This is a genomic window from Streptomyces sp. NPDC048521, assembly GCF_043199855.1.
GTDB lineage: Bacteria > Actinomycetota > Actinomycetes > Streptomycetales > Streptomycetaceae > Streptomyces.
The window spans coordinates 354,681-378,119 of sequence record NZ_JBICWR010000004.1 but is presented as its reverse complement, the minus strand read 5'-3'; the positions used below and the strand labels follow the sequence as shown (position 1 = coordinate 378,119).

Annotated in this window: 19 protein-coding genes; 9 read left to right on the top strand and 10 right to left on the bottom strand. The window is 72.2% G+C overall.

Features of this window, described 5'->3' with window-relative positions:
* Positions 1–211: 211 nt before the first annotated feature.
* From ACGFRF_RS12685 to rsmI, 9 genes are all read right to left on the bottom strand, one after another.
* Positions 212–2,044, bottom strand: a complete 1,833-nt coding sequence (locus ACGFRF_RS12685; protein ID WP_393738994.1) for a PQQ-binding-like beta-propeller repeat protein — start codon at positions 2,042–2,044, stop codon at positions 212–214.
* 82 nt (positions 2,045–2,126) lie between these two features.
* Positions 2,127–3,947 (bottom strand): PQQ-binding-like beta-propeller repeat protein, encoded by a 1,821-nt coding sequence (locus tag ACGFRF_RS12680; protein ID WP_393738992.1) that lies wholly within the window; start codon positions 3,945–3,947, stop codon positions 2,127–2,129.
* Positions 3,948–4,181: 234 nt separating this feature from the next.
* The gene (locus ACGFRF_RS12675) at positions 4,182–5,990 is read right to left on the bottom strand and encodes an ABC-F family ATP-binding cassette domain-containing protein (protein ID WP_393738990.1); all 1,809 of its coding nucleotides are present in this window, start codon (positions 5,988–5,990) and stop codon (positions 4,182–4,184) included.
* A gap of 225 nt (positions 5,991–6,215) precedes the next feature.
* Positions 6,216–7,109, bottom strand: coding sequence for a 4-(cytidine 5'-diphospho)-2-C-methyl-D-erythritol kinase (locus ACGFRF_RS12670; protein WP_393738988.1), 894 nt, complete (start codon positions 7,107–7,109; stop codon positions 6,216–6,218).
* A 78-nt stretch (positions 7,110–7,187) separates the two neighbouring features.
* On the bottom strand, positions 7,188–8,057 hold the full coding sequence (gene rsmA, locus ACGFRF_RS12665) for a 16S rRNA (adenine(1518)-N(6)/adenine(1519)-N(6))-dimethyltransferase RsmA (protein ID WP_393738986.1): 870 nt from the start codon (positions 8,055–8,057) through the stop codon (positions 7,188–7,190).
* Positions 8,058–8,216: 159 nt separating this feature from the next.
* The gene (locus ACGFRF_RS12660; protein WP_393738984.1) at positions 8,217–9,821 is read right to left on the bottom strand and encodes a ubiquitin-like domain-containing protein; all 1,605 of its coding nucleotides are present in this window, start codon (positions 9,819–9,821) and stop codon (positions 8,217–8,219) included.
* Positions 9,822–9,977: 156 nt separating this feature from the next.
* Complete coding sequence (locus ACGFRF_RS12655) at positions 9,978–10,874, bottom strand: TatD family hydrolase (protein ID WP_393738982.1); 897 nt, start codon at positions 10,872–10,874, stop codon at positions 9,978–9,980.
* Positions 10,875–10,921: 47 nt separating this feature from the next.
* Positions 10,922–11,326 (bottom strand): hypothetical protein, encoded by a 405-nt coding sequence (locus ACGFRF_RS12650; protein ID WP_393738980.1) that lies wholly within the window; start codon positions 11,324–11,326, stop codon positions 10,922–10,924.
* 269 nt (positions 11,327–11,595) lie between these two features.
* Entirely contained in the window at positions 11,596–12,444 is an 849-nt protein-coding gene (gene rsmI / locus ACGFRF_RS12645) for a 16S rRNA (cytidine(1402)-2'-O)-methyltransferase (RefSeq protein ID WP_393738978.1), read from the bottom strand.
* Positions 12,445–12,551: 107 nt separating this feature from the next.
* Here rsmI and ACGFRF_RS12640 point away from each other — a divergent pair, with 107 nt between their 5' ends.
* The 3 genes from ACGFRF_RS12640 to ACGFRF_RS12630 all read left to right on the top strand — a co-directional run bounded on the left by ACGFRF_RS12640 (position 12,552) and on the right by ACGFRF_RS12630 (position 17,838).
* Positions 12,552–14,309 carry a dolichyl-phosphate-mannose--protein mannosyltransferase gene (locus ACGFRF_RS12640; RefSeq protein WP_393738976.1) on the top strand — a complete coding sequence of 586 codons (1,758 nt, stop codon included), beginning with the start codon at positions 12,552–12,554 and terminating at the stop codon, positions 14,307–14,309.
* A gap of 130 nt (positions 14,310–14,439) precedes the next feature.
* Positions 14,440–16,074 carry a penicillin-binding transpeptidase domain-containing protein gene (locus tag ACGFRF_RS12635; RefSeq protein WP_393738974.1) on the top strand — a complete coding sequence of 545 codons (1,635 nt, stop codon included), beginning with the start codon at positions 14,440–14,442 and terminating at the stop codon, positions 16,072–16,074.
* Between the two features lie 96 nt (positions 16,075–16,170).
* Complete coding sequence (locus tag ACGFRF_RS12630; protein ID WP_393738972.1) at positions 16,171–17,838, top strand: penicillin-binding transpeptidase domain-containing protein; 1,668 nt, start codon at positions 16,171–16,173, stop codon at positions 17,836–17,838.
* Here ACGFRF_RS12630 and ACGFRF_RS12625 read toward each other — a convergent pair whose 3' ends face one another.
* Complete coding sequence (locus tag ACGFRF_RS12625) at positions 17,839–18,177, bottom strand: SsgA family sporulation/cell division regulator (protein WP_393738970.1); 339 nt, start codon at positions 18,175–18,177, stop codon at positions 17,839–17,841.
* Between the two features lie 149 nt (positions 18,178–18,326).
* On the opposite strand from ACGFRF_RS12625, the gene ACGFRF_RS12620 reads away from it, so the two are divergent.
* The 6 genes from ACGFRF_RS12620 to ACGFRF_RS12595 all read left to right on the top strand — a co-directional run bounded on the left by ACGFRF_RS12620 (position 18,327) and on the right by ACGFRF_RS12595 (position 23,176).
* Positions 18,327–19,379 carry an energy-coupling factor ABC transporter permease gene (locus ACGFRF_RS12620; RefSeq protein WP_393738968.1) on the top strand — a complete coding sequence of 351 codons (1,053 nt, stop codon included), beginning with the start codon at positions 18,327–18,329 and terminating at the stop codon, positions 19,377–19,379.
* A gap of 1 nt (position 19,380) precedes the next feature.
* The gene (cbiQ, locus tag ACGFRF_RS12615; RefSeq protein WP_393738966.1) at positions 19,381–20,142 is read left to right on the top strand and encodes a cobalt ECF transporter T component CbiQ; all 762 of its coding nucleotides are present in this window, start codon (positions 19,381–19,383) and stop codon (positions 20,140–20,142) included.
* Complete coding sequence (locus tag ACGFRF_RS12610; protein ID WP_393738964.1) at positions 20,130–20,894, top strand: energy-coupling factor ABC transporter ATP-binding protein; 765 nt, start codon at positions 20,130–20,132, stop codon at positions 20,892–20,894. Before cbiQ ends, ACGFRF_RS12610 begins: the two co-directional genes overlap by 13 nt.
* The gene (locus ACGFRF_RS12605) at positions 20,891–21,355 is read left to right on the top strand and encodes a MarR family winged helix-turn-helix transcriptional regulator (protein ID WP_393738962.1); all 465 of its coding nucleotides are present in this window, start codon (positions 20,891–20,893) and stop codon (positions 21,353–21,355) included. The genes ACGFRF_RS12610 and ACGFRF_RS12605 overlap by 4 nt, the downstream gene beginning before the upstream one ends.
* Positions 21,356–21,481: 126 nt before the next feature.
* The gene (locus ACGFRF_RS12600) at positions 21,482–21,940 is read left to right on the top strand and encodes an organic hydroperoxide resistance protein (protein WP_393738960.1); all 459 of its coding nucleotides are present in this window, start codon (positions 21,482–21,484) and stop codon (positions 21,938–21,940) included.
* Between the two features lie 75 nt (positions 21,941–22,015).
* The gene (locus ACGFRF_RS12595; RefSeq protein ID WP_393738958.1) at positions 22,016–23,176 is read left to right on the top strand and encodes a serine hydrolase domain-containing protein; all 1,161 of its coding nucleotides are present in this window, start codon (positions 22,016–22,018) and stop codon (positions 23,174–23,176) included.
* Positions 23,177–23,439: the final 263 nt, after the last annotated feature.

Genomic DNA, 23,439 nt, shown 5'->3' with positions numbered 1-23,439 from the left:
GTCCCCCCCATGGATGCCCCACTATGGACGCCCACCGGTCCGCAAGGACAGAGGGCCCCCCGGACCCCGCCCTTCATGCCCCCGGAAGCTACACGCTTGTTCGACGTCGCGCTGCCCCTCTTGATGAGAAGTGCCCCGGATCGATGAAATCCGGGGCACTTCTCGGTAAGTCACCCATTCGGGCGAGGCGGGCGGCGCCGCCGACGGGCCGTCAGCCGTCCGTGCCGAAGCCCATCACCAGGTACTCCTTGCCGTACGTCGAGTCCGTCTTGTGGGCGAACACCGCCGACATGTAGAGGCGGCCCTGCCCGTAGAGGATCTCCGCGTAGTCCGGCAGCATGCCGGTCTCCGCGTCCCGGACGTTCCGCGCGGAGGGGTTCACCAGCAGCTCGGTCTCCTTGAAGCTGCCGCCGTCGATGCTGACGATCTGACCGCCCTTGTCGTACGGCGGCCGCTTGTAGGCGAGCAGATTGCCGCCGTCCATGCGCAGCGGGGACAGCTCGTAGCCGTCACCGGCCTCGGCGCGCTGGCCGGTCTGCTTGCCGGTGCTCAGATCGAAGGCGATGATCTCGTTCGTCTTGCTGTACGACGCGCCCTTGCCGTCATGCCTCTCGGTCGGCAGGTACAGCCTGCCGTTGCCGGCGACGATCTGCTTGCAGCCCTCGATCCGGGTGATGCCGTCGCAGCGTCCCCCGTAGGTGTCACCGGGCGCGGAGATGCGGGTGAGCAGCTTGCCGGTCCTGCCGTCGATGGAGAAGTAGTCCGAGACGCCGCTGCCGTCACCCGCGCTGTCGCCGACGTCGGCCGCCACCACCAGCGGGTCGGTGGAGACGATGGCGGCGTACTCGACGCCCGCGGGCATCTTGTACTCGGCGATCACCTTCCCCGTCTTGGGGTCGATGTTCTGGATGCGCAGCTGCCGGTTGCCGTAATCGCCGCACTTGCGCACCGCGACCAGCTTGGCGCCGCCGCCGTAGCCGGCGTCATAGCAGGTGTCGTCCGGCTTCGGCTGCCACAGCACCGCGCCGGAATCGATGTCGAACGCGGCACCGCCGCTGCTGCTGCCGACCGCGACGGTGTGAGAAGCGACCGTCACATTCTGCAGGCTGACCGCGTAGTCACCGGACTTGACCGTCTTCGTCCACAGCTTCTTGCCCGCGTCCAGGTCGATCGCGGCGACCTGGCTGCAGCCCGCGGAGGAGTTCTTGGCGGGCATCTTCGGCTGGAAGGTGATCGCCGTCTTGTTGTCCGAGGTGACGTGGCCGGCCGCCGCGCACACCGGGCCGGGCAGCTTGACCGTCCACAGCTTGGTGCCCTTGGCGGCGTCGTAGCCGACGATCTCGGCGATGCCGCTCTTGGCGTACACCTTGTCCGTCAGCCACGAGCCCGAGGTGACGACGGTGTCGTCCGTCTTGGGCATCGGGACCTGGAGCAGCACGTGGGAGGCAGGGTCGGCCGGCACCTTCTCCTTGCCGCCGCTGGACGTGCCACCGGTGCCGCCGGTGCCGTTCTTGCCGCCCGTGCCGCCGCTGGAGGAGGCGGTGTTGTGCTGGTCGCCGTCGTCCCCGGAGGACTTGGCGTACCAGATGCCGCCGCCGACGATCAGCGCGATGGCGACGACGGCCGCGACGACGATGAACAACACGGTGTTGTTCCGCCCGCCGCCGCTCTGCCCCGGCTGCGGCTGCATGGGCACGGTCGGCGGCTGGCCCGGGTAGCCGTACCCCGGCTGCGGGGGCTGCGGCGGCTGCGCGTAGGGGTTGTGCGGCGGGGCGCCGTAGCCAGGAGGCTGTCCGCCGTAGGCCGGGGGCTGTGTGGCGTACGGGTTCTGCTGCGCGCCGGGGTAGCCGTAGCCGGGCTGGGGCTGCGGCGGCTGGGGGGCCGGGGCGGTCTGCGGGTAGCCGTAACCGGGCTGCGGCGCCTGCGCGGGCGGGGCGGCCGGGGGCGCCGGCGGCTGCTGCTGCGGCGGGGTCTGCGGGTTCGGGGGGCCGAAGCCGCCCTGCTGCGGGGGCTGGTTCGGCGGCGGAGGGGGCGGCTGGGTCATGGGAGCTGGTACCTCGGCGAAGCTGTCAAGGCCGTACGGCGGACGGGACTCGGGACTCTGTGCGAAGGAGCGTGCGCCGGGCTCAGTCGCCGAAGGCCATCATCAGCTTCTCCTTGGCGTCGTCGCGGCCGGACAGCCGGCCGGCGGAGATGTAGAACCGCCCGTCGACCCAGTCGACGGCACCGTCGTAGAAGGTGTCCTCGATGTCGGCGGTGCCCTGCGGGTTCTGCAGCAGGCGGGTGCTCTTGTGGGAGGAGCCGGTGACCGGGATCGACACCACCTGGCCGCCCGCGTCGTACGACGGCTGCACATAGGCGATGAGCTTGCCGCCCTCGACCTTCATCGGGGCCATCGGCTCGTCCGCCGGGGACTTGGCCCGCCACTTCGCCTTGCCGTCGGCGAGGCTGATCGCGACGATCTCGTTGGCGCTGCTGAGGGCGTCGGTGGGCAGGTAGAGCATGTCGGCGTCGACCGCGACACCCTGGCAGCCCTGCAGGTCGCGTTCGAGGATCGCCCAGCCGCAGCGGGGCGCGAACTTCTCGTTGACCTTGACCTCGGAACGGAACTTGCCGGTCTTGGTGAAGGTGGAGATGTTCCAGGCCTTCTTGTCCTGGTTGGTCAGGTAGACCACGAGCGGGTCGACGGAGTACGTCCGGGCCACCCGCCAGCCCTTCTTGACCGGCTGGGTCCACCTCACCTTGCCGGTGGCGGGGTCGAGTTCATGGATCTCGTCGTGCTCGTTGCCCGTACCGGCGGCGCAGGAGGCCACCTGGATCAGCCGTCCGGTGCCGCCCGCGAACGCGGTCGGGAAACAGGCCGCGCCGTACTTCTTCTTGTCGTACAGCTTCTTGCCGCTGCCGATGTCGTACGCCGTGCCCGACTGCGAACGGCCCACCATCAGCGTCTTGCCGCTCACGGTCAGCTCGACGTTGAGCGCGCTGTCGAACAGCCCGCCGTCGGCGACCTCTCCGCTCCAGCCCTTCTCGCCGGTCTCCAGGTCGATCTGCTGGAGCTGGTTGCACTTGGCCCGGTCGCCCGAGCCGTTCATGTACGCCACGACGATCTTGCCGTCGGCCGACTGCTGCGTGGTGGCCGCGCAGATCTTCTGCGGGAAGTCGATCGGGCCCCAGGCGGTCTCGCCGTCGGCGGCACCGAAGGCGAAGACCTGCTTGTACGCCGCCTTCACCGCGGTCGTGCCGGTGATCCACATGCCGGGCGCGTCGGCACCGGAACCCGGGGCGTCCGGAGCCGGCTTGTACCAGAGCACCTTCGCCTCACCGGCCTGCCGGCCCTCGTTGAGGTTCTCGGGGTCGTCACCTCCGGTGCCGCCCCCGGACGTGGTCGGAGTCGGGGAGCCGGAGTGCTTGGGGTCGTCGCTGTGCTGGGCGACGGGCTTCTTCTTGCCGTCGTCGCCGTCGCCCGTGACCGCGTACACGGTGCCGCCGATGACGAGCAGCGCGGCGACCGCTGCGCCGATCATCAGCGCCGGCTTCGCCCTGGAGGCCGGCTTTCCCCCGAGGGGGGCACCGGGCGCGCCCGGGTACGGCGGCTGCTGCGCGTATCCGTAACCGGGCTGCGGTGCCGCCCCGTAGGGGCCGGGCTGCTGGGGCTGCTGCGGGTAGCCGTAGGGGCCGGGGGCGCCGGGCGCGGTGGGAGCGCCGTACGGGCCGGGCTGCTGGGGGTAGCCGTAGCCGGGCTGGGGCTGCGGGGGGCCGGCCGGCGGCGGGGGCGTGGCGGGTCCACCATGGGCGCCGGGAGCACCGGGAGGGTTCGGGGGGCTCTGGGGCGGACCGAAACCGCCTTGCGCCGGGGGGCTCTGGGGCGGACCGAAACCGCCCTGCGGCGGCTGGTCCTGTGGCGCTCCGAAGCCGCCGTGCGGCGGCTGGTTGGGCGGCTGGGTCATCAGCGCTCTTCCCCCTCGTTCACTGATTTTTAGCCACGCCCTGAGGTTCGTGATGGACCCAAGGTCGTATTCAGACGGTTCTCAGACGGCTCTTTCTATCACCCGGCACCGACAGCGCACGGGTCCGCATCCGCCGCCGTTCCCAAGGAAGAACCCGCCCGTGATGCCGCCGTTACGCGCCTTCACGCCCCCTTCACCCGGCATGCGCGCACCCTGCGCGAGGGGCGTGAAAGGTCAGGCGTCCTCCGCCAGTTCCAGCCAGCGCAGCTCCAGTTCCTCACGCTCTGCGGCGAGATCCCGCAGCTGGGCGTCGAGTTCGGCGACCTTCGCGAAGTCGGTGGCGTTCTCGGCGATCCGGGCGTGCAGCGTGGACTCCTTCTCGGAGACCTTGTCCAACTGCCGCTCGATCTTCTGCAGTTCCTTCTTGGCGGCACGCTGGTCGGCGGCGCTCTTCTCCGCCGAGGCCGGCTTGGGCGCCGCGGTGGCCGTCTGCGCGGCGACCGCCTCCTCCATGCGCTGCCGCCGCTCCAGGTACTCGTCGATACCGCGCGGCAGCATCCGCAGCGTGCCGTCGCCCAGGAGGGCGAAGACCCGGTCGGTGGTGCGCTCCACGAAGAACCGGTCGTGGGAGATGACGATCATCGAGCCGGGCCAGCCGTCGAGGACGTCCTCGAGCTGGGTGAGGGTCTCGATGTCGAGGTCGTTGGTGGGCTCGTCGAGGAAGAGGACGTTGGGCTCGTCCATGAGGAGGCGCAGCAGTTGCAGCCGGCGGCGCTCACCACCGGACAGGTCCCCGACCGGCGTCCACTGCTTGTCCTTGTTGAAGCCGAACGTCTCGCACAGCTGGCCGGCGGTCAGTTCGCGCCCCTTGCCGAGGTCGACGCGCTCGCGGACCCGCTGCACGGCCTCCAGGACCCGCCAGGACGGGTCGAGTTCGGCGACCTCCTGGGAGAGGTAGGCGAGCTTGACCGTCCTGCCGACGGCGATGCGCCCGCCGGCCGGCTGCTCCTCGCCCTCGGTGCGGGCCGCCGCGGCCATGGCGCGCAGCAGGGAGGTCTTGCCGGCGCCGTTGACCCCGACGAGACCGATCCGGTCGCCCGGCCCGAGCTGCCACGTGATGTGCTTGAGCAGCACCTTGGGACCGGCCTGTACGGTGACGTCCTCCAGGTCGAAGACGGTCTTGCCCAGCCGCGAGGAGGCGAACTTCGTCAGCTCGCTGCTGTCCCGGGGCGGCGGCACGTCGGCGATCAGCTCGTTGGCGGCCTCCACCCGGAAGCGCGGCTTGGAGGTACGGGCGGGCGCGCCGCGCCGCAGCCAGGCCAGCTCCTTGCGGATGAGGTTCTGCCGCTTGGCCTCCTCGGTGGCCGCGATCCGCTCGCGCTCCGCGCGCGCGAACACGTAGTCGGAGTAGCCGCCCTCGTACTCGTACACGTCGCCGCGCTGCACGTCCCACATGCGGGTGCAGACCTGGTCCAGGAACCACCGGTCGTGCGTCACGCACACCAGCGCCGACCGCCGGTTCTGCAGGTGCTTGGCGAGCCAGGCGATGCCTTCGACGTCGAGGTGGTTGGTGGGCTCGTCGAGGATGATCAGGTCCTGCTCCTCGATGAGCAGCTTGGCGAGCGCGATGCGGCGCCGTTCGCCACCGGACAGCGGCCCGATGACGGTGTCGAGCCCCTTCGGGAACCCGGGCAGGTCGAGGCCGCCGAACAGCCCGGTCAGGACGTCCCTGACCTTGGCGTTGCCGGCCCACTCGTGGTCGGCCATGTCGCCGATGACCTCGTGCCGCACGGTGGCGGCCGGGTCCAGGGAGTCGTGCTGGGTGAGTACGCCGAGGCGCAGCCCGCCGGAGTGGGTGACCCGCCCGGTGTCGGCGCCCTCCAGCTTGGCGAGCATCCGGATGAGGGTGGTCTTGCCGTCGCCGTTGCGTCCGACGACCCCGATCCGGTCCCCTTCCTGCACACCGAGCGAGACACCGTCCAGCAGGGCACGGGTGCCGTACACCTTGCTGGCGTTCTCGACATTGACCAGGTTGACGGCCATTTCACTCCTGTGCGCGGGGGGTGTATCGATGTGCGGCTCCGCCGCGTGGGTCAGCCTTCTAGCGTAGGGCCTGGGGTGGTGGCGGCGGGGCGCGAGGTGACGGTCACTCTTCGTGATGACGAGATCGGGACACGGTCGCCGCGGTGGGAGAACGAGCTGCCGGTCGTCTGCGCGTACGAGCGTGATCCGGTGACCGGGAGCAACTCCCTTTGAGGCGTCCGCGCGTCAGAGCACCGTCGCCCCCGCCACCGGACCCGCCGCCACCCGCACCGCCCTGCACGTCCCCGACGCCCGCAGCACCTGGGCCACCTTCTCCGCCGCCTCGGCGTCCCGCGCGAGGAACGCCGTCGTGGGCCCGGAACCGGAGACCAGCGCCGCGAGCGCACCCGCCCCCCGTCCCGCCTCCAGCGTGTCCGCCAGCTCCGGGAACAGCGACAGCGCGGCCGGCTGAAGGTCGTTCGAGACGGCGGCGGCCAGCGCCTCCACGTCCCCCTTCGCCAGCGCCTGCACCAGCTCCGCCGAGGCCACCGGCTCCGGGATCTCCCGTCCCTCCGCCAGCCGGTCGAACTCCCGGAACACCGCCGGCGTCGACAACCCGCGCTCGGCCATCGCGAACACCCAGTGGAAGGTGCCGCCCGCCTCCAGCGCCGTCAGCCGCTCGCCCCGCCCGACCCCGAGCGCCGCGCCGCCGACCAGGCTGAACGGCACGTCGCTGCCCAGCTCGGCACAGATCGCGAGGAGTTCCGCGCGGGAGGCGCCCGTGCCCCACAGCGTGTCGCAGGCGAGCAGCGCGCCTGCGCCGTCCGCGCTGCCGCCCGCCATGCCGCCGGCGACCGGGATGTCCTTGGCGATGTGGATGTGCACGGCCGGTTCGATGCCCCGCCGTGCGGCGAGCGCGATCGCCGCGCGCGCGGCGAGGTTGGTGCGGTCCAGGGGTACCTGGTCGGCGTCGGGGCCCTCGCAGGTGACGCGCAGTTCGGCGGCCGGGCCGACGGTGACCTCGTCGTAGAGGCCGACGGCGAGGAAGACGTTGGCGAGGTCGTGGAAGCCGTCGGGGCGGGCGGCGCCCACCGCGAGCTGGACGTTGACCTTGGCGGGGACGCGGACCGTGACGCTCACTGCTGACCGGGCTCCTTGGTGTGCGGGCGTTGTCGACGTTGCTCGGCGGTGCCGGGCGCTGTCCGGCACCAGCCGGCGCTACTCGGCGTGCCGGGCGTTCTCGGCGATACGGGCGAACTCCTCGACCGTCAGCGCTTCTCCCCGTGCCTGCGGTGACACTCCGGCCGCCACCAGGGCCGCCTCCGCCGCCGCGGCCGACCCGGCCCAGCCGGCGAGCGCCGCGCGCAGGGTCTTGCGGCGCTGCGCGAACGCCGCGTCGATCACGGCGAAGACCTGCTGCTTGGTGGCCGTCGTCTTGACCGGCTCGGCCCGCCGGACGAGGGAGACCAGCCCGCTGTCGACGTTCGGCGCGGGCCAGAAGACGTTGCGGCCGATGGCGCCGGCCCGCTTGACGTCGGCGTACCAGTTGGCCTTGACCGAGGGCACGCCGTACACCTTGGAGCCGGGTGCGGCCGCGAGCCGGTCGGCGACCTCGGACTGCACCATCACCAGCGTCCGCTCGATGCCCGGGAAGGTGTCGAGCATGTGCAGCAGCACCGGAACGGCCACGTTGTACGGCAGGTTCGCCACCAGGGCGGTCGGCGCGGGGCCGGGCAGCTCGGTGACGTGCATCGCGTCGGAGTGGACCAGCGCGAACCGGTCGGCGCGCTCCGGCATGCGCGCCGCGACGGTCGCGGGCAGGGCGGCGGCCAGCACGTCGTCGATCTCGACGGCGGTGACCCGGTCGGCGGCCTCCAGCAGCGCGAGGGTGAGGGAACCGAGCCCCGGGCCGACCTCGACGACCACGTCGTCGGGACGGACCTCGGCGGTCCGGACGATACGGCGGACCGTGTTGGCGTCGATCACGAAGTTCTGGCCGCGCTGCTTGGTGGGACGGACACCGAGCGCTGCCGCCAGCTCACGGATGTCGGCCGGGCCGAGGAGGGCGTCGGGGGTGGGGCTGCTCACGGGACAAGGGTACGGGGAGGAGCCGGCCGGGTCTGCCGGTGCCTGGCGGTGCGGCCGGGCGGGGGCGGACCTCCCCCCCGCCCGCGGCCGAGCGACCCGGAGAGCGCGGGCGCTGCACGACCGGCCCCCACCGACCCGTAGCCGCCCACCGGTCCGCGGTCACTTGTGCAGTCGCGCCCCGCAATGCGGCCAAGGGGTCGACCCCCGGCGCACGTACAGCTTCTTCGCGCGGAACGTCTGCTCCTCCGCCGACGCGTCCTGCGGCCGTCCGCTGCCGCCGAGGCTGCGCCAGGTGCGAGTGTCGAACTGGTAGAGCCCGCCGTACGTACCGGAGGGGTCGACCACGTGCGGGCGGCCGCCGGACTCGCAGGCGGCCAGCGCGCGCCAGTTCAGGTGGTCGGCGTCCTTCACGGAGGGCGGCAGTGGCTTGGTGCCCACCTTCACCACCTGCTTGCGCGGCAGGCGCACCACCTCGGACTGCTCGCGGCGCGGCTTCTGCCGGACCCCGTTGACGGTGCGCAGGAGGTAGGTGGTCCGCCGCAGCCCGGGCTGGCCGGGGTCCGCGATGACCTCGGTGCCCTTGAACAGGGAGGGGTCCGCGGTCCGCTCGGTCTCGTACGGGATCAGCTCCTCGCGGATCTCCCGGAAGCCGCTCACCCGCAGCACGGTCACCGTCTGCCCGTCGCGCGGGAAGCTGCCGGGCGGGACGGAGGTGGTGTCCTGCCCGCGCAGGGTGATCCCGGCCTCCTCGACCGCCTCGCCGACGGTGGCCGCGTTGGTGCGGATGGTGCGGGTCCGGCCGTCCGCCATGATCGTCACCGCGCGTTCGGTGCGCACGTCGAGCGCGAGCCCGGCGCGTCCGATGCTGCGGGAGCGCGAGGTGGACAGGTACGCGCCCTGCGCGCGCACGCCCAGCTGGTCCAGCGCCCCTTCCACCGTGCGTGCCGTCGTCCAGACCTCGCGCCGCCGGCCGTCCAGCGTGAGCCGCACGGGGCGTCCGTAGCGCACGGCGACCTCGTCGCCGCTGGCGAGCGCCGCGCCGGGGGCGGGCGCGATCATGTCGTGCCTCCCCACGCGTACGCCCTCCTCGGCGAGCAACTCGCCGACGTCGTCGGCGAAGGTGTGCAGGGTGCGCTGCCTGCCGTCGACGCTCAGCTCGATCGCCTTGTCCTTGGCGACGAACGCGGTGGTGCCTCCGGCCAGGAAGGCCACGACCAGGGCCTGCGGCAGCAGGCGGCGCACGGTGGACCCCGGGCGCTCGGCGGACCCCGGGCGCTCGGCGAACCGCCCCTTGCGCCGGCGCACGGCACGCCCACTCGCCTCGGCGCGCAGGGCACGCTCGGGAGCCCCGATCGTGGCGGCGCGGGAGTCCTGCTCGTGCGCCCCCGCGGCCTGCTCATCGCCCTCGGGCCGACCCTTGGCGTATCCGCCCTGCTCACGCGCCGCACCGGCCCGCGCTTCGGGGGCGGGCGCCTCCTGGTCCGGCTCGCTCCCGCTCTGTCGCGGAAGCACCGCCTCGTTCACGCGTGTCTGCGCCGCCGCCTCGTACGCGGGACGGTACGTGTCCTCGTACTCCCGGTACTCCCGGTACTCCCGGTACTCCCGGTACTGCCCGTGGTCCTCGCGGTCCTCGTGCTCCGCGTTCCCCACTCCGTGCGAAAGCGTCTCCGCGTCGTGCACGCCGGGCCACGCGCCGCCGGGCGGGCCGGACGGCGCGGTGTAGGGGCCGTACGCCTCATAGGTCTCGAACTGCGAGTTGCTCACGCCGATACGCTCCAGAGGGCCAGACGGGTCCGGATCGGGGACCAGAACCTAGCGGAGCGCCGGTCACTCTCCAAAGCGGCACGACTACTCACGGTGGCGCTAGAACCCGAGCCCGAGCCCAGCGGCCGTTACCGAGACGTTATATTTGATGCACGCTCAGTAACCGAAGGCGCGGGCGGTGTTGACGCCGAGCGCCGTCGCCAGCGCGTCCTCGTCGATACCGCGCACCGCGGCCATCGCCCGCACCGTGACCGGAACGAGATACGGGGCGTTGGGCCGTCCGCGGTACGGGGCCGGGGTCAGGAAGGGCGCGTCGGTCTCCACGAGGACCAGTTCCAGCGGGGCGACGGCGAGCGCGTCCCGCAGATTCTGGGCGTTCTTGAAGGTGACGTTGCCGGCGAAGGACATGAAGTAGCCCTCACGGGCGCAGATCCCCGCCATCTCGGCGTCGCCGGAGTAGCAGTGGAAGACGGTGCGCTCGGGGGCGCCCTCCTCCTTCAGGACGCGCAGGACGTCGGCGTGGGCGTCACGGTCGTGGATGACGAGCGCCTTGCCGTGCCGCTTGGCGATCTCTATGTGGGCGCGGAAGGACCTCTCCTGGGCCGCCTTGCCCTCGGGCCCGGTGCGGAAGTAGTCGAGCCCGGTCTCGCCGACGCCCCTGACCTGGGGCAGCGCGGCCAGCCGGTCGATCTCGGCCAGGGCCTCGTCCAGCGCCGCGTCACCGCCCGGCTCGCGGGCACCCTGCCGGGACCAGCCGTCGGGGTCGCCGTGGACGATGCGCGGGGCCTCGTTGGGGTGCAGGGCGACGGTCGCGTGGACGTTCTCGTACGCAGCCGCGGTCTCGGCGGCCCACCGTGAGCCCTTGATGTCGCAGCCGACCTGCACGACCGTCGTCACGCCCACGGACGCGGCCTTCGCCAGGCCTTCCTCGACCGTGCCGGACTGCATGTCGAGGTGGGTGTGGGAGTCGGCGACGGGCACCTGGAGGGGTGCCGGGAGCGGCGGCGCCGCGTGCTTGTCGTCCTTGGAGCTCTGGCCGGCGTTCGAAGGCATGCCCCGATCCTACGAAAGGGGCATGCCCGGGCGGGCCGGCGATCCGCTCAGCCGGCCTTGCGCTGGAACGGGTGCAGGAGATCGGACAGGTGCCAGTGGTGCGGCTCCTTGGACGGCGCGGGCACCTGCGCCACCTCGACCGGGCCCGCCGGCGGTATGCGGTGGTCGCGCCGCTCCGCCGCGCTGCGCACCGACGAGACCTGCCCCGCGCGCATGATCCGCACGATGTGCCCGTCGCAGTTGTGGCAGCTGGGCCGGCTCAGCGGCGACGGCACGACCCGGCCGTCGGCCACGTACCGCACGAATTCCTGCCCGTCGGCGTCCGTGTGGTGCTCTATCTCGTACGACTGCTCCCAGCCGTGCCCGCAGCGCATGCACGCGAACGCGTACGACTCGTGAACGACGGCGGTGGCCGTACCGCGAAGGCCGGTGTGTCCTGCTGTCTCGCTCATGCCAGCTCCTGTGGTCCGCTGGACAGGCACCCCGGTGCGGGGATTCCCCATGGAACCCGCCGGGGTGCGGGACGGGTGCGTCCCTTCGACCAGTGGACTCTTCGATCGGCGTGAACGCAGCAGGCCTGTCGAGTGTTGGAGGCGATTTGGACGTTCCTTGCCGAAACGGCCGCTTCCGCCCCGCCCGGGCTTTGCCATCGACGACACCCTTTTGCCGTCCGATGGGGCGTACGCCCGGGCGCGCAGCGCCCTAGCGGCACAACACCGGCTCAGTCACCGGCGCGCTTGGCCGCCACCACGGCGTCGAACACGATCCTCTTCGGCACGCCCGCCTCCACCGCCACCGCCGCGATCGCCTCCTTGCGGCGCTCGCCGGCCTCCTCGCGCACCCGCACCCGGCGGACCAGCTCCCCGGCGTCGAGTTCCTCGGGCCCGGACTCGGGGGCGCCCTCGACCACCACGGTGATCTCGCCGCGCACCCCCTCCGCGGCCCATCGCGCCAGCTCGGCCAGCGGCCCGCGGCGTACCTCCTCGTACGTCTTGGTCAGCTCGCGGCAGACGGCGGCCCGCCGCTCGCCCCCGAAGACCTCGGCCATGGCCGCGAGGGTGTCGTCGAGCCGGTGCGGGGCCTCGAAGTAGACGAGCGTCCGCCGCTCGTCCGCGACCTCCCGCAGCCGGGACAGCCGCTCGCCCGCCTTGCGGGGCAGGAAGCCCTCGAAGCAGAACCGGTCGACGGGCAGCCCGGACAGGGCCAGCGCGGTGAGCACGGCGGACGGCCCGGGCACGGCGGTGACCCGGATGTCCTTCTCCACGGCGGCCGCGACCAGCCGGTACCCCGGGTCGGAGACCGACGGCATGCCGGCGTCGGTCACGAGCAGCACGCGCGCGCCGCCGAGGAGTTCCTCGACCAGTTCCGGCGTACGGGCGGACTCGTTGCCCTCGAAGTACGACACCACGCGGCCCCCCGGCGTCACACCGAGCGCCTGGGTGAGCCGGCGCAGCCGCCGGGTGTCCTCGGCGGCGACCAGGTCGGCGCCGGCCAGCTCCTCGGCCAGCCGGGGCGGCGCGTCCGCGATGTCGCCGATGGGGGTACCTGCGAGGACAAGGGTTCCAGTCACCCCCCCATCCTCGCAGGGACTGCCCGCGGCCCGGGAAAACGACGGCATCCCCGACCGGTACCGCACATGCACGGGACTCGCACAGAACGGTTCCCTACGATGGCGCGGTGACCAGTACCGCGTCCTCCACGGACCTCCGGCAGGGCCAGGCGCCGCACGACCAGCGGCCGTCGTGGCAGCAGCGGCTGTGCCGATTCGGGTACGCGCCGGCGAAGGACGCGCCCGAGGGCGGCGTACGCGACCGGCTGGTGCCCCCGTACACCCGGCCGAGCCCGCGGCTGTGGCAGGCGCTCGGCGTGCCGCCGCTCCTCGCCGAGCGGATCACGCGCTGGTCGGGCTGGGGCGGTCCGCTGCTGGTGACGCTGATGGCGGGCGTGATGCGGTTCTGGAACCTGGGCAGTCCGCGCGCGGTGATATTCGACGAGACGTACTACGCCAAGGACGCCTGGGCGCTCGTCCACCGCGGCTTCGAGGTCAACTGGGACAAGTACGGCAAGGCCGCCAACGACACGGTCCTGCAGACGCACGGCCACCTGGCGGTCCCGACGGACCCGGCGTACGTCGTGCATCCGCCCGTCGGCAAGTACGTCATCGGCCTCGGTGAGCTGATCTTCGGGTTCGACCCGTTCGGCTGGCGGTTCATGACGGCGCTGCTGGGGACGCTGAGCGTGCTGCTGCTGTGCCGGATCGGGCGCCGGATGTTCCGCTCGACGTTCCTCGGCTGCCTGGCGGGCGCGCTGATGGCGGTGGACGGCCTGCACTTCGTGATGAGCCGGACCTCGCTGCTCGACGGCGTGCTGATGTTCTTCGTACTGGCGACGTTCGGCTGTCTGGTCGTCGACCGGGACCGGTCACGGCAGAGACTGGCCGCCGCGCTGCCGGCCGGGCCCGACGGGCGGGTCCGCCCGGACGCCCAGGTCGCCGACACGTTCCGCTTCGGCCTGCGCCCCTGGCGCTGGGCGGCCGGGCTGATGCTGGGCCTGGCCATCGGCACGAAGTGGAACGGCCTGTACGTCCTGGCCGCGTTCTGCGTGATGACGGTGCTGTGGGACGCCGGCGCCCGCAAGGTGGCCGGCGCCCGTCACCCGTACGCCGCGGCGCTCAAGTACGACACCGGCCTCGCCTTCCTGGCGACGGTCCCGGTGGCGCTCGTCGTCTACCTGGCCTCCTGGACCGGCTGGATCCTCTCCCCGGCCGACGGCAGCGGCGGCTACTACCGCAACTGGGCGGCCACCGACGGCAAGGGCGGCAGCTGGACCTTCCTGCCGGACTGGCTGCGCAGCCTGTGGCACTACGAGCACGAGGTCTACAACTTCCACGTCCACCTGTCGTCTCCGCACACGTACCAGTCCAATCCGTGGAGCTGGATCGTGCTGGGCCGACCGGTGTCGTACTTCTACGAGTCCCCTGCCCCGGGCGCCGACGGCTGCCCCGCGGACGCCGGTCAGAAGTGCGCCCGCGAGGTGCTGGCGCTCGGCACACCGCTGCTGTGGTGGGCGGCCTGCTTCGCACTCCTGTACGTGCTGTGGCGCTGGGCGTTCCGCCGCGACTGGCGGGCCGGTGCCATCGCCTGCGGTATCGCGGCGGGTTACCTGCCCTGGTTCATGTACCAGGAGCGGACGATCTTCCTGTTCTACGCGGTCGTCTTCCTGCCGTTCCTGTGCCTGGCGGTGGCGATGATGATCGGCGCGATCGTCGGCCCACCGGGTTCCAGCGACACCCGCCGGGTGATCGGCGCGTCGGCGGCGGGCGTACTGGTCCTGCTGATCGCCTGGAACTTCATCTACTTCTGGCCCCTGTACACCGGCCAGGCGATCCCGATCGACTCCTGGCGTTCACGTATGTGGCTGGACACCTGGGTCTAGTCACGGTTTCGACAACTCCTGCCACAGGAGCCCCGCAACCGCTTACAGTGCTTGCGCATCTGCCTTTTGAACGCGTTCAGGAAACAGTGACACGGCGGGTGCTCAACGGGGACACGGGGAGGGGTGCGCGATGCGCAACGGGGTCAAGGGCGCGGTCATAGGCGGCGTGTGCGTGGTGATGCTGGGCGGCGCGGGATACGGGGCCTACAACATCCTGTCGGCGCTGAGCGGCGACGGAGGATCCGGCGGCACCGCGACCGTGAAGTCCGGGCCGCCCGGCGGGGACGAGGTGAAGGACACCACGGCGAAGTTCTTCGCCGCCTGGGAGAGGGGCGACGCGCCGACCGCGGCGTCGTACACGAACTTCCCGGAGGCGGCCCGGCAGTTGCTGACCGCCTACGGCGACGACGCGCACATCACGAAGGTGCGCATCACGCCCGGCACGGCCACCGGGACCACCGTGCCTTTCACGGTCAAGGCGACGGTGTCGTACGGCGGCACGTCCCGGCCGCTCGCCTACCCGAGCAGCCTGACCGTCGTACGCGGTGAGACCTCGCACCGGCCGCTGGTCGACTGGCAGCCGTCCGTCGTCCATCCGCGGCTGCGCAAGGGCGACACGCTCGTCACCGGCGAGTCGGCGGCCCCGCCGATCGAGGCCGTGGACCGCGACGGCACCGTGCTGACGAAGGAGAAGTACCCGTCCCTCGGTCCCGTCCTGGACGAGCTGCGCAAGCGGTACGGCGACAAGGCGGGTGGCAGGCCCGGCGTGGAACTGGCCGTACGCCACGAGGACACGGACGGCACCGGCCAGGCCGACACCCCCCTGCTCACGCTCGCCGAGGGCAGGCCCGGCAAGCTCCGTACGACGCTCAGCGCGAGCGCGCAGGCGGCGGCCGAGACGGCCGTGCGCAAGTACACCGAGGCGTCCGTCGTGGCCGTCGAGCCGAGCACCGGCGAGATCCTGGCCGTCGCCAACCACCGCGCCGACGGCTTCGACGCGGCCCTGCTCGGCGAACGCGCACCCGGATCCACCATGAAGATCATCAGTGCGGCGACCCTCATCGACAACGGCCTGACCACGGCCGGCGGCCCGGCCCCCTGCCCGCCGGACGCCGTATCGAACAGCCAGACCTTCCACAACCTCAAGGATCTGAAGCCGGACGAGCACGCCACCCTCTCCGACAGTTTCGCCCGCTCCTGCAACACGGCGTTCGTGAAGTTCGCGGACGAGGTGAAGGAGGACACCCTCACCAAGGAGGCCCAGGAGCGGTTCGGGCTCGGGCGGGACAACTGGCAGATCGGCGTGCCCTCCTTCGACGGCCGGGTGCCCGCGGTCGGCGGCCCCGACAAGGCGGCCGCCCTGATCGGCCAGGGCCAGGTCCAGCTGAGTCCGCTGAACCTGGCCTCCGTGACCGCGACCGCGATGACCGGCACCTTCCGGCAGCCGGTGCTCGTCCCGCTCGGCCTGGACGGCCGCGAACCCGCACGCGCGCGCGGGCTGTCGTCGAGCACGGTCGCGCAACTGCGCGGCATGATGAACCGCACCGCCCGCAGCGGCACCGCGGCCGGTGTGATGACCGGGATGGGCGGGGACGACATCGGGGCGAAGACCGGCTCGGCGGAGGTCGACGGGAACGCCAGGTCCGACAGCTGGTTCACCGGTTACCGCAATGACGTGGCGGCGGCCGCGATGGTCCAGGACGGCGGCCACGGCATCGACGCGGCCGGGCCGATTGTCGCAAGCGTGCTACGGAACGCCGGCTGAGATCACCCGCCGAGGCCAGGACCTTAAGGTGAGGGTCGTCGTTGGGGAGTGTGAGGGCTACGGGGAGCCTGGGGAAGTCGCGGAGGAACTGAGGCAGTGGGCAAGAGAAGGCGCGTCGCCGAGCGACGGAAGACCGGACCCGCCGTGCTCGGCGGGATGATCGCCGTGGTCGTCGGCGGCGCCGGCTTCGGCGTCTACGCGCTGTACGGCGGGGGCGCCGCGGCCGACGACCGGACGTCCGCCACGGCCGACCACAAGGCCGTCAAGACCGGCCCGCTCACCACGGCCGAGGTCCGCACGGCCTCGGCGCGCTTCCTCACCGCCTGGCAGCAGGGCAGGGCCGCCGAGGCGGCGGCCGCCACCGACGACCCCGCCGCCGCCGGCACGCTGCTCACCGGGTACGCGAAGGACGCCCACCTGAAGAACGTCAGGCTCACCGCCGGGACGGCGACGGGCGCCAAGGTGCCGTTCTCCGTCAAGGCGACCGTCGTGTACCGGAGCCTCACCGAGCCGCTCGCCTACGACAGTTCCCTCACCGTCGTCCGGCGCGAGAGCGACGGCAAGCCGCTGGTCGACTGGCACTCCTCCGTCGTCCACCCGGAGCTCCGGGACGGCGACACGCTCGTCACCGGCGAGTCCGGCACCCCGCCCGTCACGGCGCTGGACCGCGCCGGCGGCAAGCTGACGGCCGCCACGTACCCCTCGCTGGGCACGGTGCTGGACGGGCTGCGGGAGAAGTACGGCAAGAAGGCGGGCGGCAAGGCGGGCGTCGAACTGCGCGTGGTACGCGGCAAGGCGGCCAAGGCGGCCAAGCTGTCCGACAAGACGCTCGTGGAGCTGAGCAAGGGCACGCCGGGCACGGTGCGGACGACGCTGAGCCCGACCCTGCAGGCGGCGGCCGAGCGGCAGGTCGACAAGCGGGCCCGCGCCTCGGTGGTCGTCCTGCGGCCCTCGACCGGCGAGATCCTCGCGGTCGCCAACAGCGGGCACGGCTTCAACACCGCCTTCCAGGGCTCCCTGGCGCCCGGCTCCACGATGAAGGTCATCACCTCGTCGCTGCTGATCGACAAGGGCCTGGCGTCGGCGGACAAGGAGCACCCCTGCCCCAAGACGTTCACCTACGGCGGCTGGAAGTTCCACAACGACGACGACTTCGAGATCAAGGGCGGCACGTTCAAGGCGAGCTTCGCCCGCTCGTGCAACACCGCCTTCATCAGCCAGGCGAAGAAGCTGAAGAACGACGACCTGACCAAGCAGGCGCAGCAGGTCTTCGGCCTGTCCATGAACAACTGGGCGATCGGCGTGCCCACCTTCGACGGCTCCGTGCCGGTCCAGTCGGCGGCGCAGATGGCGGCCTCCCTGATCGGACAGGGCGGGGTGCGCATGAACCCGCTGAACATGGCCTCCGTGGCGGCGACGGTGCGGTCCGGCGCCTTCCACCAGCCGTACCTGGTGTCACCGTCGGTCGACCACCGCACGCTGGCCACCGCGTCGCGCACCCTGTCGGCCAAGACGCTGTCCCAGCTGCGCGAGCTGATGCGGTACACGGCCGCCTACGGCACCGCCGCCGAGGCCATGTCCGGGCTCGGTCCGGACTACGGCGCGAAGACCGGCTCGGCGGAGGTCGACGGGCAGAAGAAGCCCAACGGCTGGTTCACCGCCTACCGGGGCGATCTCGCCGCCGCGGGCGTGGTCCAGGCGGGCGGCCACGGCGGCGACACGGCCGGCCCGATCGTGGCGACCCTGCTGCGCATGGGAAGCTGATCAGCTCCGTACGGGCTCGGCGATGTACGTCCGGCGCAGAAATCTGACCAGGGTCTTCGACTCGAACTGCACCACTTCCACGCCGTCGTCGGTGTGGAACTCCACGACGGCCTGGACGCGCCCGCACGGCCACACCCGGACGTCGCCGCTCTCGGCCGGCGTGCGCAGTCCCCGCTCCAGGAGCGAGCGGGAGAAGGTCCACTCGTGCGGTCCGGGAAGACCGACCCGGACCGACCGGGGATCGGCGTCGGGGTCGTACCGGAGCACGACGGGTACGGCCCCCGGGTCTTCCTCGTCCGTGACGATATGAGCGCGCGCGTACTGTTCGACTACAGACATCGGACCGCCCTCTCACGCACCGTGACCTTTGTGAAAGCCGTGCATCCGCTTTCCCTCCAGAATCGCACATTTTCCGGTTTGCGCCCCGGTGAGAGATGAGACCCCGTCTCTCTTGCAATAGGTTCGCAACAAGGGCCTAAAATCATCAGGTGCATGTACCTGACGGATTCATCGACGCCCCCACCTCCGCGGTCACCGGGGTGGTCGCCGCCGGCGCCCTCGCGGTGAGCCTGCGCGGCGCCCGCCGTGAACTCGACGAGCGGACGGCTCCGCTGGCCGGCCTGGTGGCGGCGTTCATCTTCGCCGTACAGATGCTCAACTTCCCCGTCGCGGCCGGAACAAGCGGTCACCTGCTCGGCGGAGCCCTCGCCGCGATACTCGTCGGCCCCTGCACAGGCGTGTTGTGCGTGTCGGTCGTGCTGCTGATGCAGGGCGTGCTGTTCGCCGACGGCGGGCTGACCGCGCTCGGCGTGAACATCACCGACATGGCGATCGTCACCACGGTGGTCTCCTACGCCCTCTTCCGCGGACTGCTCGCCGTGCTGCCCCGCAAGCGGCGCTCGGTGACCATCGCCTCCTTCGTCGCCGCCCTGGTGTCCGTGCCGGCCGCCGCCGTCGCCTTCACGCTGATCTACGCCGTCGGCGGCACCACGGACGTCTCCATCGGCAAGGTCGCGACCGCGATGATCGGCGTGCACGTGCTGATCGGCATCGGCGAGGCGGTCATCACCGCGCTCACCGTCGGCGCCGTCATCGCCGTACGCCCGGACCTCGTGCACGGCGCGCGCGGCCTGCGGCAGCGGCTCCAGTTGCGCGTGAACGGCACACTGGTGGACGCTCCGGCGCCCACGGCGCCCGTCGCGGCGCGCACCTCGCGGCGCACGCTGTGGGTGACCGGTCTGGTCACCTCCCTCGTCCTCGCCGGGTTCGTCAGCTTCTACGCCTCCGCCGACCCGGACGGTCTGGAGAAGGTCGCGCACGACAAGGGCATCGACAAGAAGGCCGAGGAGCACGCGGCGTCCGACTCCCCGCTCGCCGACTACGGCGTCAAGGACGTCTCCGACGCCCGGCTGTCCGGCGGTCTCGCGGGCGTGATCGGCGTGGGGGTCACCGTCGTGGCGGGCAGCGCGGTGTTCTGGGCGGTGCGCCGGCGCCGCGACGCGGACGTCTCGCCCGCCTCGACCGCGGGCACGGGCGTCTGACGTGGGAGCGGGACACGCGCACCGGCTGTACCGGCACGGGCACTCGCCCGTGCACGCGCTGCCACCGCACACCAAGCTGGCGGCGACCTTCCTGTTCGTGGTGGTCGTGGTGTCGACCCCGCGCGAGGCGATGTGGGCGTTCGGGGTGTACGCCGTCCTGCTCGCGTGCGTCGCGCACCGCGCGCGCGTGCCCGCCGGTTTCCTGCTCGGGCGGCTGCTGATCGAGGTGCCGTTCGTCGCCTTCGCGGTGCTCCTGCCGTTCGTGGCGGAGGGCGGGCGGACGGACGTGCTCGGGCTCTCGCTGAGCGTGAACGGCCTGTGGGGCGCCTGGAACGTGCTCGCCAAGGGCACGCTCGGCGTCGCCGCCTCCGTGCTGCTCGCCGCCACCACCGAACTGCGCGAACTGCTGCTCGGTCTCCAGCGGCTGAAGCTGCCGCCGCTGCTCGTGCAGATCGCCTCCTTCATGATCCGTTACGGCGATGTCGTCACCGACGAGATGCGCCGGATGCGGATCGCCCGCGAGTCGCGCGGCTTCGAGGCGAAGGGCGTGCGCCACTGGGGCGTGCTCGCCAAGTCCGCCGGTGCGCTGTTCATCCGCTCCTACGAGCGCGGGGAGCGCGTGCACCTGGCCATGGTGAGCCGGGGGTACGCCGGCTCCATGCCGGTCATCGACGAGGTGACCGCGTCCCGGGCGCAGTGGTCGTACGCCCTCACGCTCCCCTTCGCCGCCCTCGCCGTCTGTCTGCTGGGATGGGTCCTGTGACTACACCTGCCTCCCTGGAGGTCTCCGGCCTCGCCTTCGCCTACCCGGACGGACACCAGGCCCTGTTCGGCGTCGACTTCTGCCTCGCGCGCGGCGAGCGGGTCGCGCTGCTCGGCCCGAACGGTGCCGGCAAGACGACCCTGGTGCTGCACCTGAACGGCATCCTCGGCGGTGGCACCGGCACGGTGACCGTGGCCGGGCTGCCCGTCGGCAAGCAGCACATGGCCGCCGTCCGGCAGAAGGTCGGCATCGTCTTCCAGGACCCGGACGACCAGTTGTTCATGCCGACCGTGCGGGAGGACGTGGCGTTCGGGCCGGCCGCCGCCGGGATCAAGGGCGCCGCGCTGGAGGAGCGGGTGCGCTCCGCCCTGGAGCTGGTCGGGATGCAGGACTTCGCCGACCGCCCGCCGCACCACCTGTCCTTCGGCCAGCGCCGGCGCGTCGCGGTCGCCACCGTGCTCGCCATGGAGCCGGAGATCCTGGTCCTGGACGAGCCGTCCTCCAACCTCGACCCGGCCTCCCGCCGCGAACTCGCCGACATCCTGCGGTCCCTGGACGTGACCGTCCTCATGGTCACGCACGACCTGCCGTACGCCCTGGAGCTGTGCCCGCGCTCCCTGATCCTCAGCGACGGCGTGATCGCGGCGGACGGTCCGACCGGCGAGCTGCTCTCCGACGACGAGCTGATGCGGGCGCACCGCCTGGAGCTGCCGTTCGGGTTCGACCCGAAGTCCGTGACAATGGGCGCGTGACGAACGAGGATCCCGCCGTCGAGGGCTCGCTGCTGCTGGACGACCAGCTGTGCTTCGCGCTGTACGCGGCACAGCGCGCCGTGACCGCCGCGTACCGTCCGCTCCTCGACGACCTCGGGCTCACCTACCCGCAGTACCTCGTCCTGCTGGTGCTCTGGGAACGCGGAGAGACCAGCGTGAAGGAGCTGGCGCGCGCGCTCCGCCTGGACTACGGCACCGTCTCGCCGCTGCTGAAGCGACTGGAGGCGGCGGGGCTGGTGCGCAGGGAGCGCGCGGCGGGCGACGAGCGCTCGGTGCTGGTCGCGTGCACCGGGCGCGGGGAGGAACTCAGGGAGCGCGCGGCGCGCGTACCGGACGCACTACTCACCACCACGGGGCTCGGCGCTCAGGAGGTCGCGCGGTTGCGCGAGGAGTTGTGGAGGCTCACCGAGCGCGCCGACGCGGCGGCCGACCGGCCCTGATCCGGCTCCGGCCCCGCTGATCCCGCGTTACCAGCGGTTGCACCCCCTGCCGCCCCCGGGTGACCTACCGGCCAGTATCTTGTGCGCGATGTATTTGTGTGCCACTTGTTTCGGGGGAGGCCGATCATGACGGACACCACCTCAGTCGACACCACCGTCGACACCCGCCCGACGAAGATCATGTACGTCGCCGAGGCCACCGCGCACGGCGGCCGCGACGGGTACGTCACCAGCCAGGACGGGCGGATCGCGCTGAAGGTCGCGATGCCGCCGGAGCTGGGCGGGGACGGCAACGGCACCAACCCGGAGCAGCTGTTCGCGGCGGGGTACAGCTCCTGCTTCCACAACGCCCTGATCCTGGTCGGCAACCGCGCGGGCTACGACCTGACCGGTTCCACGGTGGCCGCGAAGGTCGGCATCGGCCCCAACAGGCACCGGGGCTACGGCCTCGCGGTCGCCCTCAGCGTCGCGTTGCCGGTGCTGGACCGGCATATCGCCGAGCAGCTGGTGGACGCCGCCCACGAGGTGTGCCCCTACTCGAACGCCACGCGCGGCAACATCGACGTAACGATTCTGCTGGGCTGATCCCACCGAGGAATCGCAGGCGCCCGACCGCTGTTGCACCCACTGTCGCAGGCGATCGGGGAAGGGACGGCCGGCGTGGACGTGAACGGCACTGTGGCCGAGGGCTTCGAGCCGGTCGGGGAGGCCTTCGCAGCGAACTTCGCGCTGCTCGGGGAGCGTGGCGCGGCCGTCGTCGTGTACCGCGACGGACACCGGGTCGTGAACCTGTGGGCCGGCACCAAGGACGTGGACGGCGACACCCCCTGGGAGGCCGGGACCGCGCAGATCGTGCGCTCCGCGACCAAGGGCGTCGCCGCGGCCGCGCTGCTGCTGCTGCACCAGCGCGGCGAACTGGACCTGGACGCCCCCGTCGGCACGTACTGGCCGGAGTACAAGGCGGCCGGCAAGGAGCACACGCGCGTACGGCATCTGCTCGCGCACCGCGCGGGCGTGCCCGTGCTCGACCGCCCGCTGACCCCCGAGGAGGCCGCCGACCCGGACCTCGGCGCGGCGGCCGTCGCCGCACAGGCGCCGGTGTGGGAGCCGGGAACGGACCACGGCTACCACGCCCAGACCTACAGCTGGCTCACCGGCGAACTGATCCGGCGCATCACCGGCCGCCCGGCAGGCGAGTGGATCGCGGACGAGATCGCCGGACCCGTCGGCGCCGACCTCTGGCTCGGCCTGCCGGAAGGGCGGCGGTCGCGCGTGGGACGCGTCGGCCCCGTCGAGGCGCCCGAGGCAGCGGGCGGCCTGAAGACCCGCCCCAAGCGCGCGGTCGCCGAGGCCTACGCCGACCCGGACTCCCTGACCCGCCGCGCGTTCGCGGCGATCACCCCGCTGCCGGACGAGAACGCCCCCGCCTACCGCGCCGCCGCCCTGCCCGCCTCCAACGGCATCGCCACCGCCGACGGACTGGCCCGCTTCTACGCCTCGCTCATCGGCGAACCGGACGGCGGCACCCGCCTGTTCACCCCGCGCACCACGGAACTGGCCCGCGCCGAGCAGTCCGCCGGGCCGGACCGGGTCCTCGTCGTCGGCACCCGCTTCGGCCTCGGCTACATGCTGCACGGCAGCGCGTCCCCGCTGCTCACCCCCACCTCCTTCGGCCACCCGGGCCGGGGCGGCCCCCTCGCGTTCGCCGACCCGGAGACGGGCATCGCCTTCGGCTACGTCACCAACGGCTTCAGGACGAGCGTGACGGCGGACCCGAGGGCACAGGCGCTGGTCCGAGCCCTCCGCACGGCGCTCGCGTAGGGGCGGGGGCGGGAGCTGGGCGGACGTGCCGCGCATCGGCGCGGGGAGCATCGGCGCAAGCCGCATCCGCATCGGCGTAGGGCACAGGGCGCATCGGCGCAAGCCGCTTCGGCGCAGGGCGCGCGGGGCGGGGGCTGGGCGGACGTGCCGCGCATCGGCGCGGGGAGCATCGGCGCGGGGAGCATCGGCGCAAGCCGCATCCGCATCGGCGTAGGGCACAGGGCGCATCGGCGCAAGCCGCTTCGGCGCAGGGCGCGCGGGGC

Excerpts from the sequence above, each read along its gene's own strand:
- ACGFRF_RS12685 (WP_393738994.1), bottom strand. The coding sequence starts at position 2,044 with ATGACCCAGCCGCCCCCTCCGCCGCCGAACCAGCCCCCGCAGCAGGGC.
- ACGFRF_RS12680 (WP_393738992.1), bottom strand. The coding sequence starts at position 3,947 with ATGACCCAGCCGCCCAACCAGCCGCCGCACGGCGGCTTCGGAGCGCCA.
- ACGFRF_RS12675 (WP_393738990.1), bottom strand. The coding sequence starts at position 5,990 with ATGGCCGTCAACCTGGTCAATGTCGAGAACGCCAGCAAGGTGTACGGC.
- ACGFRF_RS12655 (WP_393738982.1), bottom strand. The coding sequence starts at position 10,874 with ATGCCTTCGAACGCCGGCCAGAGCTCCAAGGACGACAAGCACGCGGCG.
- ACGFRF_RS12650 (WP_393738980.1), bottom strand. The coding sequence starts at position 11,326 with ATGAGCGAGACAGCAGGACACACCGGCCTTCGCGGTACGGCCACCGCC.
- ACGFRF_RS12635 (WP_393738974.1), top strand. The coding sequence starts at position 14,440 with ATGCGCAACGGGGTCAAGGGCGCGGTCATAGGCGGCGTGTGCGTGGTG.
- ACGFRF_RS12625 (WP_393738970.1), bottom strand. The coding sequence starts at position 18,177 with ATGTCTGTAGTCGAACAGTACGCGCGCGCTCATATCGTCACGGACGAG.
- ACGFRF_RS12610 (WP_393738964.1), top strand. The coding sequence starts at position 20,130 with ATGGGTCCTGTGACTACACCTGCCTCCCTGGAGGTCTCCGGCCTCGCC.
- ACGFRF_RS12600 (WP_393738960.1), top strand. The coding sequence starts at position 21,482 with ATGACGGACACCACCTCAGTCGACACCACCGTCGACACCCGCCCGACG.